General features: G+C 47.6%; 5 protein-coding genes. 4 read left to right on the top strand and 1 reads right to left on the bottom strand.

Annotated features, from left to right (window positions below; genetic code table 11):
* The first annotated feature begins 58 nt into the window (after positions 1–58).
* The gene (locus HXT30_RS04675; protein ID WP_422111413.1) at positions 59–991 is read left to right on the top strand and encodes a biotin--[acetyl-CoA-carboxylase] ligase; all 933 of its coding nucleotides are present in this window, start codon (positions 59–61) and stop codon (positions 989–991) included.
* A 589-nt stretch (positions 992–1,580) separates the two neighbouring features.
* On the opposite strand, the gene HXT30_RS04670 is transcribed toward HXT30_RS04675, so the two are convergent.
* On the bottom strand, positions 1,581–2,234 hold the full coding sequence (locus HXT30_RS04670) for a biotin transporter BioY (protein ID WP_422111412.1): 654 nt from the start codon (positions 2,232–2,234) through the stop codon (positions 1,581–1,583).
* Between the two features lie 150 nt (positions 2,235–2,384).
* Between HXT30_RS04670 and HXT30_RS04665 the strand changes: the two genes are divergently transcribed.
* The 3 genes from HXT30_RS04665 to HXT30_RS04655 all read left to right on the top strand — a co-directional run bounded on the left by HXT30_RS04665 (position 2,385) and on the right by HXT30_RS04655 (position 15,675).
* Positions 2,385–4,232: a biotin carboxylase N-terminal domain-containing protein gene (locus tag HXT30_RS04665; RefSeq protein WP_422111411.1), complete on the top strand. Its 1,848-nt coding sequence runs from the start codon at positions 2,385–2,387 to the stop codon at positions 4,230–4,232.
* A complete protein-coding gene (locus HXT30_RS04660; RefSeq protein ID WP_422111410.1) occupies positions 4,229–5,881 on the top strand; it encodes an acyl-CoA carboxylase subunit beta in 1,653 nt (550 codons plus the stop codon). The genes HXT30_RS04665 and HXT30_RS04660 overlap by 4 nt, the downstream gene beginning before the upstream one ends.
* Positions 5,882–6,042: 161 nt before the next feature.
* Positions 6,043–15,675, top strand: a complete 9,633-nt coding sequence (locus HXT30_RS04655; protein WP_422111409.1) for a fatty acid synthase subunit beta domain-containing protein — start codon at positions 6,043–6,045, stop codon at positions 15,673–15,675.
* Positions 15,676–15,994 lie beyond the last annotated feature (319 nt).

The following is a 15,994-nucleotide window of genomic DNA, read 5'->3' as shown; positions in this document are numbered from 1 at the left end:
TTTAATAGGTTTAGTCTGTTTAGGCGATTTTAATAGATTTTAAGGGATTTAATTCTCGATGAATTTTATCTTTTTAGACTCGGTTGATTCTACGCAAAATATTGCGCGAAAAGAGCTTATTGATTGCGATTTTGAAAGCTCTTCAATCTTGAATCCGCTTGTTTGTGCGATTATTGCAAACAATCAAAGCGCTGGCAGAGGTCGTCTTGGTCGCAAGTGGGTTAGTGAATCGGGGCAAAGCTTTCTAGCGTCTTATGGTGCTGTTTTGCCAAAAAGCGTTGTTATGGATTCAAAATACAACGGTTGGCTGCCTATGATTGCAGGACTTTGCGCAAGAGACGCGTTGATTGGCGCGCTTAAAGATGTTGGTGCGCACAAAATCGCAGAAGCCAGCGAAGTTGGCGAAATTAGCGAAATCGGCGAAGTTGAAAGTAAAATTTGCGATTTTGGTCAAGAAATAAAAATCAAGTGGCCAAATGACATTTTTATTGACGATTGCAAAGAAGGCGGAATTCTAACCGAAATCGCAGCTATTGCAAATCATAGCTGTGTTGCAAATCATGAATCTTCGCAACAAAATATTGGCGTGATTTTTGGAATCGGCCTTAATCTTAATGTGTCTAAAAGCAATCTTCCAATCGAAAAAGCAACATCTTTACAAATGCATTACGCGAATCTTCCAGACGCTATGGAGTTAAGGGATATTATTGCTAAGCGTTTAGCGAAAAACTTAAACAATAGACTCGCGAGTTTTGTGCAAAATCCTGCGCAAAACGCATTGTGCTTGCGTAAGGAAGTTAGCGCAGTTTGCTGGACTCTTGGGCGCAAAGTTAGCGTGTATGCGCCAGAAGTTAATAGTGAACTAAATAACAGTGAATGCGTAGAAGGCGTTGCGCAGAGCATTACTGACGATGCTTCGCTTTTGATTCTTAAAGACTCGGGAGAATCTGCGATTGTGCACACGGGCGATGTTCATGCGGTTAGTGTTTGATACAATCGCACTACAGTTTTGTGTGTTTTGTAGTGCGATTGTATGGCGACACGCCGTAAATTAGGTACAAACGCACTACATGATTACGCAGATTTCACTAAGCTAGGTAGAGATTCGAGATTTTTCGCCGCGAAAGAGGTGTATCGTTAGCGCGGTCTAAGCGCGCTATTCCTCACGGCTATTAGTAGTCGTTCGGCTGATTTGGCACATAACGTCCACCGGACTTTATGTTTGAGCCAAATCACGCTTTGAAGGAGCTTGAAATGCGTTATGCAATTTCAAGCTCAGTCAAAGCGCTTCGCAGCGCAGAAGCAGTGCTTCTGCCTTGAGCTGCTCAGCGCGCCAAATTGCCTTCGCGCGCTACGCTTTAAGCACTCCGGCAGGTTGGCGCGCCTGCGAGGAGAGAAATACTCAAACCTCGCGCAATACCAAGTAAGGGAACCGCGCTACGCTCTAAGCGAAAAGGCAGGTCGGAGCGCGAAAATGAGTCAAAGTGATCTTGCTTTTGATACAAAAAAGACCGCAGTCTCGTCACTGCGGCCTTAGAATAGTTAGCGCGTTACGCTTGAGATTAATCACGCATCACGCATCACGCATTGGTGTTGCGCTTAAACGCGCCATACAATCCTGCGCAAACTGCGCTAGCGATTGCAGCTTTAATAATATCGCCCACAATAAAGCCAGTAGAAGCCACGGCGATTGCCCAAACAGGCAAGTGCATCATAAGCGATTGGCCTACAAATCCAAATGCGTAAATCACAAGAGAACCAACAACAGATGCTGCAAAATATGCGCCAAATCGTGCAAATTTCTTAGCAACAGAATCCTCTGGCATAGCAGCATTAACAACACCTTCGAGAGCAGACTTTACAAGCGCAATCGCAGCCACGCCGAATACGAATCCAACAAGGAATCCAACGCTAGGACCTGCAAAAGCCACAACGCCACTCTTTCCGCCTGCAAACACTGGCATTCCAGCAGCACCAATCGCAAGGTACATAAGCACAGAGCTAACGGCCTGGCGCCAAGTCAAAGTAAGACCTGCCAAAGCCAAAACCAAAGTTTGCAAAGTTACAGGAACAGGAGTTCCAGGAATTGGCAATGCGCCAGCCATAGTGGCAGCACTAATAAGAACAGTAAACAAAAATGCCTTAGCAAATGGAACAGCTAAACGATTAACGTCAAAGACCTTAGATGCAACTGCATTAGAGTTTGCGCCAGAGTTTGATTCAAAATTAGCCACGATATCCTTCTTTCGTATTGTTTTTCGTTGCTGAATCAAAGATTAGACAAAAATCACCAGCCGCGCGTTGGAGAAGTTTACAAAAAATCGCATAATGTTTTGTTCAAATTCACGGATACTATAAGCCAAATTTCCTATAACTTGTAACGTATGGTTACGAATATCAAAAAAATACTTGTGGCAAATCGCGGCGAAATCGCGCTTAGAGTGATTCGCACTGCTCAAGAAATGGGAATCCCGACTGTTGCTATTTATGCGGCATCCGACCGCCAAGCGCAGTATGTTGAGATGGCAAGCGAAGCGTACGCGCTTTCTGGAGACACGTACAGAGACACCTATTTAAACGAAGACGCGATTATAGACATTTTGCATAAAAGCGGCGCGGATGCTGTACACCCTGGCTACGGATTTTTATCGGAAGTAGCGAGTTTTGCGCAAAAGGTGATTGATGCTGGCTCTGTGTGGATTGGTCCGAAGCCAGAAGCGCTTATTGATTTGGGGGATAAAATAACCGCGCGGCGCGTTGCAACTCGCGCTAAAGTGCCGCCCGTTCCAGGAATCTCGGAGCCAGTAAAAGACATTCGAGAATTGCTGACTTTTGCGCAAACACACGGCTACCCAGTTATGATGAAGCGCACGGATGGCGGCGGCGGCCGCGGAATAACCGTTGTGCAAAACGATGATGAGCTTCGCGGATTCTACATGAACCACGACGCTTTGCAAGGCGGCGACCTTGACGAGTACTTTATTGAGCGTTTTATAGACAAGGCTCGCCACGTGGAAACACAAGTTGGTCGCGATTCGCATGGAAACTTCACCATATATTCCACGCGCGACTGCTCGGTGCAGCGCCGAAACCAAAAGTTGGTTGAGGAAGCACCAGCGCCATTCCTTACCGATGACGAGAACGCGCAGCTTCACCGATATTCTCGTAACCTATTTGAAGCTGTTGACTACGTTGGTTTGGGCACGTGCGAATATATGGTGACATCTCAACACAAAGTTTACTTCTTGGAAGTGAACCCACGATTGCAAGTGGAGCACACAGTTAGTGAGGAAGTTAGCGGACTAGATCTTGTGCGCGAACAGCTTACGATTGCCGACGGCGGCGAGCTTACGCAAAATCACCCTTCGCGAGGACACAGTTTTGAACTTAGAATCACTTCGGAAGATCCAGCAACGAATCTTACGCCTAGTGCAGGCACGCTAACAAAAATAGAATGGCCATCGGGCCCTGGAATTCGCGTGGATTCTGGCGTAGAAGTTGGAGATAGCGTGTCTCCAAAATTCGACTCCATGATGGGCAAGCTTATTGTTACGGCGCAAAATCGTGATGCGGCAATTGCTCGCGTAAGGCGCGCGCTTAAGGAGCTTTGCATTGAGGGCGTGCCTACTCCTGCAAAGCTTTTTGAGCAAATTTTTAACGACCCTGATTTTACAGCGCAAGATCACGATTTTGATATTTCTACAAAATGGCTTGAACGCAAGTATTTGAACCGCACTGCTGCAGCGGCAAATGGCGGACAGCCTGCTTCTTTGGATTCCAATAAGGCTAGTGAAGACGCGCAAAATAAGCCGACTAAAATGGAGTCTTTTGTAATAGAAGTAGACAATAAGCGCGTAAAACTTACGATTCCGCAAGACATTGTAGACAATCTTACTGGTTCTGCACGAGTTAGAAGCACGGTTCGCGCATCGCAGCCGCTTAGAGGTCGAGGATTAAGGGGAGATACTCACAAGTCGGAAACACCGAAGGACGCTCCTGGCGTGATTTCGGCTCCAATGCAAGCTGTGATTACGCGTGTAAACGTTGCGGAAGGTCAGAGCGTAGCCAAAGGCGATTTACTTGCTGTTCTTGAATCCATGAAAATGGAAAACTACGTTTACGCACCTGCAGCAGGCGTAGTTACTGGCATTTTTGTGGGGCCTGGAGATGGTGTAGAAGCAGGCGAAAAGCTTGTAACAATTGACGTAACTAAAGGCGGTAGTGCAAAATGAGTGCGCTTACTAAAGATGATACGCAAGTTGCAGAAGATGTTAATAAAATCGCTGCACAAGTTAATAAAGATGCGCAAAATGCGCAAGACACGCAGCCTACGCAGCCTCAGCGCGGAAAGGCAGCCGTAGAACACGCGGCTCGTCTTGCTAGAGACGCCGAGCAGAATGCTTTAGAGCGCCAGCATGCAAAGGGAAAATCCACGGCAAGAGAGCGCTTGGATTTGCTTTTTGACACGGGCACGTTTGAAGAAATCGGCCGCTTTAATGGCGGAGACATAAATAACGATGTTGCAGGATGCGCTGTAATCACTGGCTTTGGCGAAGTGTACGGCAAAAAAGTGGCCGTGTATGCGCAGGATTTTTCCGTTCGCGGCGGCACGCTTGGCAGCGCGGAAGGCCAGAAAATTTGCCATCTTCTAGACATGGCGTTGCAGCTTGCGGTTCCTGTTGTTGCGCTAATCGACTCGGGCGGCGCTCGCATTCAAGAAGGCGTTAACGCGCTTACGCAATATGGCAGAATCTTCAAAAAAACTTGTGAAGCAAGCGGTTTAATTCCGCAAATTTCCTTGATTTTAGGACCTTGTGCTGGTGGTGCAGTTTATTGCCCTGCTCTTACGGATTTTATAATCATGACTCGCGAGCATTCCAACATGTTTGTAACTGGTCCAGATGTTGTTAAGGCGGCTACTGGTGAATCGATTAGCATGGACGATTTAGGCGGTGGATATGTGCATAACTCCACTTCGGGTGTTGCTCACTACTTGGGCGAAGACGAGGCGGATGCTATTGACTACGCGCGCACAGTCCTCGCTTATTTGCCGCAAAATTGCAATCAAAATCCGCCAACATTCGCATACGCTGCCACTCGCGCAGATAGAGAAACCGCTAAGCAGCTTGCGACTATTGTTCCGAGCAACGATCGCCAGCCGTACGACGTTTTAGACGTTATTCGCGCAATCGTAGATTATGGCGAATTTGTGCAAGTTCAGGAGCTTTATGCTGCATCCGCGGTTGTTGGTTTTGCTTGCATAGACGGGCATCCTGTTGGAATAGTTGCAAATCAGCCTAAAGTAAATGCTGGAATTTTAGACGTTAATTCTTCCGAAAAAGTAGCGCGATTTGTGCGATTGTGCGACGCGTTTAATCTTCCTGTTGTAACTCTTGTAGACACTCCTGGATACAAGCCAGGGTCGGACCAGGAGCACGCTGGAATTATTCGCAGAGGCGCAAAGGTGATTTACGCGTATGCAAACGCGCAAGTTCCGCTTGTTACTGTGATTTTGCGCAAGGCTTTTGGTGGAGCATACATTGTAATGGGCTCAAAGTCGATGGGAGCAGACTTTAACTACGCTTGGCCTACAAGTCAAATAGCGGTTTTGGGTGCTCAAGGAGCTGTGAACATTATTCATCGCAAGGATTTGCAAAAAGCAAAAGAGCGCGGTCAAGATGTTGACGCTTTAAGAAAAAAGCTTGTTGAAGATTACGAAAATACCACTGTAAACGCAAATCTTTCGCTGGAAACTGGCCAGATTGACGCAATGATAGATCCGGAGCAAACAAGAGATGTTATTGCTAATTCTTTGAAGATTTTAAGAAGTAAAAAACGTGTTTCGAGAACGGGGAAGCATCATGGAAACCAGCCAATGTGATTTTAGGGTGATTTTAGGGTGATTTGGCAGCCGCGCAAAAGTCGCAAGCAGCCGCGGACGCGACTAGCAACAAGTTCAAATAATCAAAGTCACAAATAAATCAAAACACAAAACACAAATCTTAAAAATAAAACGTAAACCCACAAACAAAGGAAAATAAAATGACAAAATACTTATTTGATGAGCTTGCACAAAATCCACATATTTTAGCTTTTGCAGGGCAATCCACGCCATGGGTTCAAGCGTTAAAAGAAGCGCAAAAAGACGAAGATTTAAGCGCGCAACTACGCGATTACAATAACAGCGCAAAAAATCTTTTGAACAATATATATGCGCAACTTTTAGCAAACGCAGGAAAAGACATAAACGTATTCGACGCTTTAGAATCCACAAATGATCGCACGCAAGACGCGCAAATAAGCGTTCCAGGAATCGCATTGGCGCAGCTTGCATCTGTTAGCGATTTTACAAATCTTGGGTACAATTTTGAAGTTTGCAAGCCAATCGCAAGTCTTGGGCATTCTCAAGGCGTGATTGCTGCAAAAATGGTAGAAGCGCGATTAGAGGCTGGCTCTTGGCAGGCAGCGCAAAGCAAAATCGCGGAACTTTTGGCGATTGCATACATAATCGGAGCGGCTGCAGATCGCGAAGCGCGGCTTTTGGAAATAAGCGCAAACGGCAATGCTACTCCAATGCTTTCCTTAAAAGGCGTAACTCAAAAACAGGCAGAAGTTTTGATTTCTCGCGTGGATCGTAAGCGTGCTGAAGTTTCGATAGCAGTTAAAAATTCGCGAAATCACATGGTGTTATCGGGCTATCCGCAAGACATGGAGGCCGTTTTAAGCGAAGCGCAAAAAGAAGCGGCTCATTCTAAAAAATTACGAGATATGAAGATGCGCGGCGGATCGGTTTTTGCGCCAATCGCAGAGTATTTAGATGTTACAGTGCCATTCCATTCGCCAATGATGAGCAAAGCGGTAGATAACGCTGAAAAATGGGCAAAAGAAGCTGGATTAAATGCCGATCTTACTAGAAGTCTTGCAAATCAAGTTTTAGTAGAGCAAGTTGATTGGGCAAGTCAAATCAAAAAAACTTTGGCAAATCTGGGCGAATCTGCTAAAGATTTGTGGGTAATCGACATGGGTCCTGGAGAGGTGCTTGGAAAGCTTACAAGCGTGCTGGTTCAGGGAAGTGGCGCTGGAATTGTAGAAGCTGGAACAATGGCGTCTCGCGCTAATGCGTCTACACTGGAGGCTTCTTCCGCAAATTCTTTGCGCACGGGATGCTGGGCGGATTTTGCACCACGCGTAGTAGAAACGCCATTAGGGCGCAAAGTAGTTACAAAGTTTAGCAAGCTAACGGGCAAGGCTCCTGTTCTTCTTGCAGGCATGACTCCAACAACCGTAGACCCGCAAATCGTTGCGGCTGCTGCAAACGCGGGATACTGGGCGGAGCTTGCAGGCGGTGGCCAAGTAACAGAAGAAGTGTTTAACAAGCACGTGGAAATGCTCCAAAATCAGCTAAAAGAGGGAGCAACTGTAGAATTCAACGCAATGTTTATGGACCGCTATTTGTGGAATTTGCAATTTGGAGCCAAGCGCATAGTTCCAAAAAAGCGCGCTTCGGGAGCGCCAATCGACGGCGTTGTAATATCTGCAGGAATCCCAGAGTTAGACGAAGCGAAGGAACTTGTTAAAACTCTTCAAGAAGACGGATTCCCGTATGTTGCTTTTAAGCCAGGAACAGTAGAGCAGATTCGTCAAGTTATTCGCATTGCAAAAGCTGTTAAGCCAGCAACGATTATTGCGCAAGTAGAAGGCGGATCTGCAGGTGGACACCACTCTTGGGAGTCGCTAGATGATTTGCTTATTAGCACTTATGCTCAAGTGCGCGAATGCAATAATTTGGTGCTTGTAGCAGGTGGTGGAATCGGCACTCCTTCGCGAGCTGCCGACTACATTAGCGGCGAATGGTCCAATAAGTACGACTTGCCAAATATGCCTGTAGACGCCGTAATGATTGGCACAGCAGCAATGACAGCAAAGGAAGCGCACACAAGTCCGCAAGTTAAGCGCATGTTGGTGGAGACGCCTGGAATTACAGAAGCAAATGATGCATGCGTGGAAGGTCTTGGTGCAAGTGACGATCCGTTTGCTCCGATTGGCGAGCGCTGGGTGCCGTCTGGAAAGGTTGTTGGCGGAGTAACAAGCGGATTAAGTCATTTGCACGCAGATATTTACGAGATTGAAAATGCATCTGCGCGTTGTGGAAGGCTTCTTGTTCACATGATGAAGCATCCAGAAGAGCTTGAATTACGCAAAGACGAGGTTATTGCGGCTCTTAACACAACAGCAAAGCCGTATTTTGGCAATGTTGAAAGCATGACATACCAGCAATTTGCACAACGATTCCTAGACTTGTGCTACCCATGGGCAGATTCCACGTATGCGGATCGATATGCTCATTTGCTTAAAAGAATCGAAGCGCGTTTTGCGTTGCAAGATTCTGGCGAATTTGAGTCAAGCTTGCCTTCTTCTAAAATCATTTTTGAAAATCCTCAAGAAGCTTTGAACAATCTTATTGAAAAGTTCCCAGATGCAGCGCAAACAAACGTTATTCCAATGGATGCCGCATGGTTCCCAACTTTGGTGCGCGAATACCCTAAGCCAATGCCGTTTGTGCCAGTAATCGACAACGATTTGCTTCGCTGGTGGGGCCAAGATCAGCTTTGGCAGTCGGAAGATTCGCGATATTCGGCAGATGCTGTTCGCGTAATTCCAGGGCCGATTTCTGTTGCTGGAATAACAACAATGGACGAGCCAATCGCAGATATTTTGGGAAGATTTGAAGATGCGGTTATAAGGCGTTCGGCTGCTGGCGATTCTAGAGTTTCTCTTGCGCAAAGCGCGTTTAGTCAAAGCGCGTTTAGTCAAATCGCGTGCGCAAAAAATGTTGAAGAATACGTGCGCGCATGCCCGAATATATCTTGGATTGGTCACCTAACTTCTAACCCTGCTTATAAAACGCAAAATAATAGCGAAAACTACGTTATAAGCGTTGTTAGTGAAGAAGATAGCGTAATTAAGCTTGATTTAGATATTAAATTAGACACATTCTGGGATGATTTAAGCGGCAATGATTCAAGTGCTAATGATTCAAGTGATAACGATTCAAGTAAGGCTGATAATAGCAATAAGAATCATGCTGTGCGAAGCATTGTGATTCCGCTTATTGTAGATGCGAATCGCGCAGGAGGCGTGCCAGTAGTAGATAGAGATCGCTTGCCAGAGCACGTTTATAAGATGCTTGCAGCTACAGCAGGCATTGGAAACGTTGCGATTACGGGAGATGCTTTAAGCGAAATGCCTAAAGTAGATGAAAGCAGCAAATCGCAAGAAGCGCCATTCGGCGTAGTAAAGTCTTCGTACACGCTTTCTAGAAATCTTGGAATCGATCACGAATCTGCTACAGCTGGGCGACTTTCGGGCGGATTACAGCCGTCTAGAATTGTTCCAGACGCGCTAGTTGGTCCTGCTTGGCCAACAATTTATTCTGCTTTGGGATCCGTAATGGTAGACGGGTACCCAGTAATCGAAGGCTTGCTTAACGCGGTTCATTTAGACCACCTAATAGAACTAGATGTATCTACAGACGACCTGCAAAAATATGTTGGAACACGCATAAACCTCACTGGTTGGGCAGAAGATTACGCCGAATCAGCTTCTGGGCGAGTGGTGACAATACACATAATTCACAATGCGCAAGACGGAACGCATCTAGCTCACGAAACAGAGCGATTTGCGATTCGCGGTCGCAGCTACAGTGCGGCGCTGCCAAAGCCTGCTGCGCAATACGGAGCTGCCGCGGATTTGCACGAATATAATGTAGATGCAACTCCTAGAAGAATGCTTAGAAGAGTTGTTTTGAGTGCGCCTAAAGACATGACGGCGTTTGCGCGCACTTCTGGCGATTTTAACCCAATTCACACTTCTTACAGAGGCGCTGCAATATCTGGGCTTAAAGCGCCGCTTGTGCACGGAATGTGGCTTTCGGCGGCAGCTCAGCACGTTGCGCAAGCCTTGGACGAAAAAGGCGCGCGCTACGAGTTGATTGGCTGGACGTACAACATGTACGGCATGGTGCAGCTTAACGATAAGGTTGAGATAACTGTTGAGCGCGTAGGAAAAGTTCGACGCGCAGGACTTGCGCTAGAAGTAACATGCCGCGTAAATGGGCAAGTTGTGTCTAAGGCCAGCGCTCTTACAGGCTCGCCGCGCGCAGCCTTTGTATACCCAGGTCAGGGTATTCAAAAGCAAGGTATGTCGCTAGATGAGCGCGCAAAATCGCCAGCTGTGCGCGAAACTTGGCAGCGCGCCGATAAGCTTACTCGCGAAAAGCTCGGATTCTCAATTCTTGCTGTTGTTCGAGATAATCCTAAGGAACTAACAGCAAATGGCGTAACGTATCGTCACCCAGAAGGCTTGCTTAACTTAACGCAATTTACGCAAGTTGCGCTCGCTACTGTTGCTTTTGCACAAACTGCTCGCTTGCGTGAAGCTGGATGCGATATTTGGCCTGCCTACTTTGCTGGCCACTCGCTTGGCGAATACAATGCGCTAAGCTCTTTCGCTCAAATTATTCCGCTAGAAACCGTGTTGGAACTCGTGTTCCACCGCGGATCTACAATGCATCATTTGATTGAGCGAGATGCGCAAGGCCGATCCAACTATAGAATGGGAGCTTTGCGTCCAAACCAGTTTGGCGTAGGAGACGATGGCGTAAACGCGTATGTTGAAGGAATCTCTAAGCAAACTGGCGAATTCTTGCAAATCGTAAACTACAATTTGGCAGGTCAGCAGTATGCGATTGCAGGAACAATAAAAGGTCTTAAAGCTTTGGCCGAAGATTCCGCTAAGCGCGCTAAAGAATATGGTGGAAAGCCGCCGTTTATTTTGGTTCCAGGAATTGACGTGCCATTCCACTCCAAGCTGCTTAGAAAAGGTGTGCCAGAGTTCCGCGATAAGCTCGATTCGCTTCTTCCAAAGCATATTGACTACTCGGTGCTTGTTGGTCGTTACATTCCAAACTTGGTTGCGTGCCCGTTTGAGCTTACGCGCGAATTTGCGCAAAAGATTCTAGACGTTGTGCCTTCAGAGCGTATTGAAGCGGCTTTGCAAGATGATGCAACTTGGGATTCTTATGCTGCAGACGATCAAAAGCTTGGCAGATTGCTTCTTGCGGAGCTTCTTTCTTGGCAGTTTGCTTCCCCTGTTCGCTGGATTGAAACGCAAGCACTTATGTTCTCTAGCACTTCTTGCGGCGGATTAGGCGTAGAAGAATACGTTGAAGTTGGTTTAGCGAATGCTCCAACTTTGGCAAATCTTGGCGCAAAAACGCTTGCATTGCCAGAGTTTAGTAGTCAGCGTGTTGCTGTTTATAACGTTGGACGAGACGAGAGTCGTGTTTATAAAACAGACACAGATTCGCTTGTGCCAGAAGTTTTTGAAGACGATGAGAGCGCGGCTAATGAGCAGGTGGCGGCTGCTGGCGATTCTTCCCAGGAGGCCGCACAAAAGTCGCAAGCAACCGCAACGGCAAGTGCTGCATCTACTCAAATAAATGCAAATAATAATGCAAATAATTCTGTGCAAAATGCATCAAATGCAGTGCCAAATGTGCCATCTGATTCTGTTGCAGATATTGCATTTAAGGCGTCGGACGCTATTGAAATGCTGATTGCATACAGTGCAAAGATTCGCGCCGACCAAATTGGCGCTGCCGACACAACGGATACGTTAACAAACGGTGTATCTTCTAGGCGAAACCAGCTTTTAATGGACATAAGCTCCGAGCTTGGCGTGCCTAGCGTGGACGGCGCTGCGGAAGCTCCAATGAGTGCTCTTAGCAAGCTAGTAAACTCTGCAGCTCCTCGCTACAAGGCTTTTGGTGCCGTTCTTAGCGACATTGTAAGGCAAAGTTTGAGGTCGCTTTTTGGTGCAGCTGGCGTAAAGCCTGCTCAAGTAGATAAGCGAATTACGGAAGTCTATAAGCTTGGCGAAGGCTGGCGCGCGCACGTTTTGGCGGCTCTTGTTTTGCAAACGCGATCTGGCGCAAGCGTTCGCGGAGGCGATTTGGCTCAGCTTTCTACAGAGCCAGCAAAGAACGCTTCTGCAGCTCAAGCGTTGATTGATTCTGCGATTAATCAAGTTGCTAAACAGCACGGAATTACTCTTGCTCAGCCAGGTTCTGCAGGCTCTGGCGCTGCAGGCGGCGCGGTTGTTGATTCTGCTGCGCTTGACGCTTTTGCGCAACAGGTTGTTGGCGCGGATGGCGTTTTGGCTGCCACTGCTAAGTTTGTGCTAGCAAAGCTTGGTGTTGAGGCTCCTCAAGTAAAAGATGAAGCGGATGAAAATGCGGCTGTTGTTGCAGCTGTAGAAGCTGAGCTTGGAGCGGATTGGCCAAAGCAGGTGGAGCCTCGATTTGATGAGCGCAAGGCGATTCTTTTCGATGACCGCTGGGCTAGTGCTCGCGAAGATTTGGCGCGTATCTACTACAATTCTGGGTATGATTCTTGCGCGAATAATTCCGAAGATCTTAAGCAAGTTAGCGAAATTTTGAACCGCTACGGTAGCTTTGTTGGATTAGGGAGCGCAACCGCTCGCGAAGCTGAGTGGTTTGCTAAAAAGTGCAAAGATAATAAATTCAACGGTAATAATCGCAATGATAATAATCGCAACGTATTGTCTTCTATTTTTGAGCAAGTCGCAAAAGATGCGCTAAAGTCTACTGGCGATTTGCCAAAGTTGCGTAATCATGAGCATTATGGAGACGATTCGCAAATCTTCTCGAATTGCTTTGAAGGAGACGTTGCTGTTGTAACAGGCGTTGCGCCAAATTCGATTGCAGCACGAGTTGTGACTGGTCTTCTAGAAGGCGGAGCTACGGTTATTGCCACTTCTCACAGCTTTAAGCCGAGTGTAAAAAAGTGGGCTAAAGAAGCTTACAGACTTCACGCAACAGCTTCGGCTAAATTGTGGCTTGTTCCAGCAAACTTGTCTAGTTACCGAGATGTTGACGCTCTTGTAAAGTGGGTTGGCACAGTTTCTAAGAAGGTTAGTGGCGCTACAACCACCATTTTGAAGCCTGCTTACAATCCAACTCTGTTCTTCCCATTTGCAGCTCCGCCAGTTAGTGGAACTTTGGCGGATTCTGGTGCGCTTTTTGAATCGCAATCCAGGCTTATGCTTTGGGGTGTTGAGCGCGCAATCGCAGGATTTGCGCAAATCGGAGCAGATACAGATGTAAAGCATTGTATGCACGTTGTGTTGCCAGGATCGCCTAATCGCGGTATTTTTGGCGGCGACGGAGCTTATGGCGAAGTCAAGAGCGCATTCGATGCCATTGTTAACCGCGCGCATGCAGAAAAAGTGTGGTCGAATCGCGTAACTTTTGCTCATCCAAAGATTGGCTGGGTGCGTGGAACTGGCTTAATGGGAGGCAATGATCCTCTTGTGGAGGCTGTTGAAAGCCGTGGCTTAAAAACCTTTACAACAAGCCAGATGGCAAATCTTTTGCTTGACTTGTGCACTAAAGATGCGCGCGAGCTTGCTGCAAAGGCACCTCTAGATGTTGATTTAACAGGTGGATTAGGCTCGGAGCCTCTTGACTTGAACGAGCTTAAAGCTCAAGCTTTGCAAGAGAATAGTCGTAAGCAGGCTAATCAGAATGCTGCAAACGATTCTTCAATCAAGTCTGAAGTCAAGTCTCTAAATAAGGCTCTTCCGTCTCCAAATATTCCAACTCAAGCAAGCGTGAACTTGGAAGATTGGAAGAACGTAACAGCAAAGCCGCAAGACCAAATCGTTATAGTTTCTGTTGGCGAGATTGGCCCTTGGGGTTCTGGTCGTACGCGCTTTAGTGCCGAGCAGTCAATCCAAGATGACGGAACGGTTTCGCTTTGTGCAGGCGCTGTTTTGGAATTGGCTTGGAGCATGGGCTTGCTAACTTGGCAAGACTCGCCAAAGCCAGGATGGTACGATGCGGAAGGCACGCTTGTGCCAGAAGAAGACATTGCAGAAAAGTATCGCGATGAGGTAGTGGCTCGCTCGGGAATAAGGCCGTTTGAGACTGGTATGGGCAGCGACTACAAGGATGGAGCGAACGAAGAAGAAGCCGAGATCTTCCTCGACCACGATGTATCTTTCAACGTTGCTACAGAGCAAATTGCGCGCGAATATGTTGCGCTAGACGAAGAGCACACAGAGATTTCTAGCGACCCAGAGTCTGGCGAATGGATTGTTACGCGCAAAGCTGGATCCATGATTCGCGTGCCAAGGCGAGCAGCCATGACGCGTACTGTTGGTGGGCAATTGCCTAAGGGCTTCGACCCATTAAAGTGGGGTATTCCAGCTTCGATGGTTGGAAGCGTAGATCCGATTGCGCTTTGGAACATAGTCTCTACTGTTGATGCCTACATCTGCGCAGGATTTACGCCTTCGGAAATTTTGCAAGCTGTGCATCCATCTCTTGTTGCATCGACTCAAGGCACAGGATTTGGCGGAATGACGTCTATGCGAAAGCTGTATTTGGATAGATTCCTAAATCACGAAATTCCTACAGACGTGCTTCAAGAAGCGTTGCCAAATGTTGTTGCAGCTCACGTAATGCAAACGTATATTGGCGGCTATGGAAACATGATTCAGCCAGTATCTGCATGCGCCACTGCTGCAGTTTCGCTAGAAGAAGGCGTTGATAAGATTGCGCTTGGCAAAGCCGACTTTGTTGTAACAGGCGCGATTGACGATATTGGCGTTGAGTCCGTTGTTGGCTTTGGCAATATGAACGCTACTGCAAACAGCGAGGAAATGTACGAAAAGGGCATAAATCCGCGATTCTTCTCGCGTGCTAACGATCGCAGGCGCGGAGGATTCTTGGAAGCGCAAGGCGGCGGCACGATTCTTATTACGCGAGGAGATATTGCGCTTAAGCTTGGCTTGCCTGTTGCTGGCGTAGTTGGATTTATTCACTCGTACGCGGATGGAATTCACACTTCGATTCCAGCTCCAGGATTGGGCGCGCTCGCTGCAGGATTGGGCGGCCGCGATTCCAAGCTTGTGCACGATTTGGCGGCGCTTGGTGTTACTCCAGACGATATTGCTGTTGTTTCTAAGCACGATACGTCTACAAACGCAAACGACCCGAACGAGTCTGAGTTACACAATACGCTTGCGCACGCGATTGGGCGCACAAGCGGAAATCCGCTATTTGTGATTAGCCAAAAGTCGCTTACTGGCCACGCAAAGGGTGGCGCATGTGTGTTCCAGATTAATGGCTTGACTCAGCTGTTTAGAAGTGGTTGGGTTCCAATCAACGCTTCGCTTGATTGCGTGGATCCTAAGCTTGCGCGCGACGACCACATGGTTTGGTTGCGAAAGAGGATTCACATTGGCTCTGTTAAAGCGGCTCTTGCTACATCGCTTGGATTCGGGCACGTTAGCGGATTCGTGGCGCTTGTGCATCCTGGTGCGTTTGAGGCGGCTGTGGCAGCTAGCGCTGGCGCGGATGCACTTAACGAGTGGCGAGCAAAGGCAAATGCGCGTTTGGCTGCGGGTCATCGACTTTTGCAAGAGGGCATGATGGGTCATGTGCAACTGTTTGAGCCTGTGGAAAATCGCCGTTTGCTTAAAGACGGCACGCGCATGCCAGATGGATCGCGCTACGATGGGCATGAAGCAGAAAAAGCTATGCTGCTAAACCCAGATGCTCGCCTAGATGCAAGCGGCTATTATTGCTGACGAATCGACGATTTCGCGTTTAGAGCGTAGTGCGGTTTCCTTACTTGGTATTGCGCGGGCGCGACGACCTGCCTTTTCGCTTAGAGCGTAGCGCGAAAAGGCAATTCGGAGCGCTGAGCTTGCTTAAGGTTGAAAGCACAGTGTGCTTTCGACGCAAGCGAAGACGTTCGCACGGCTAATCCGTGCGAACGACAGGACCTGCCTTGTAGTGCGTTTGTATGGCAACACGCCGTAAATTAGGTACAAACGCACTACAAGTTTGTGCGGGTTCGCACTATACGTGTGACTAATATCGCAGTTATATTTTTGACTTTTGTAA

The sequence above is a fragment of the Gardnerella sp. DNF00571G genome (assembly GCF_049262695.1).
Classification (GTDB): Bacteria; Actinomycetota; Actinomycetes; order Actinomycetales; family Bifidobacteriaceae; genus Bifidobacterium; species Bifidobacterium piotii.
This window is presented reverse-complemented; position numbering and strand designations above follow the sequence as displayed.

Coding starts and splice junctions, on each gene's coding strand:
- HXT30_RS04655 (WP_422111409.1), top strand. CDS start 6,043: ATGACAAAATACTTATTTGATGAGCTTGCACAAAATCCACATATTTTA.
- HXT30_RS04665 (WP_422111411.1), top strand. CDS start 2,385: ATGGTTACGAATATCAAAAAAATACTTGTGGCAAATCGCGGCGAAATC.
- HXT30_RS04660 (WP_422111410.1), top strand. CDS start 4,229: ATGAGTGCGCTTACTAAAGATGATACGCAAGTTGCAGAAGATGTTAAT.
- HXT30_RS04675 (WP_422111413.1), top strand. CDS start 59: ATGAATTTTATCTTTTTAGACTCGGTTGATTCTACGCAAAATATTGCG.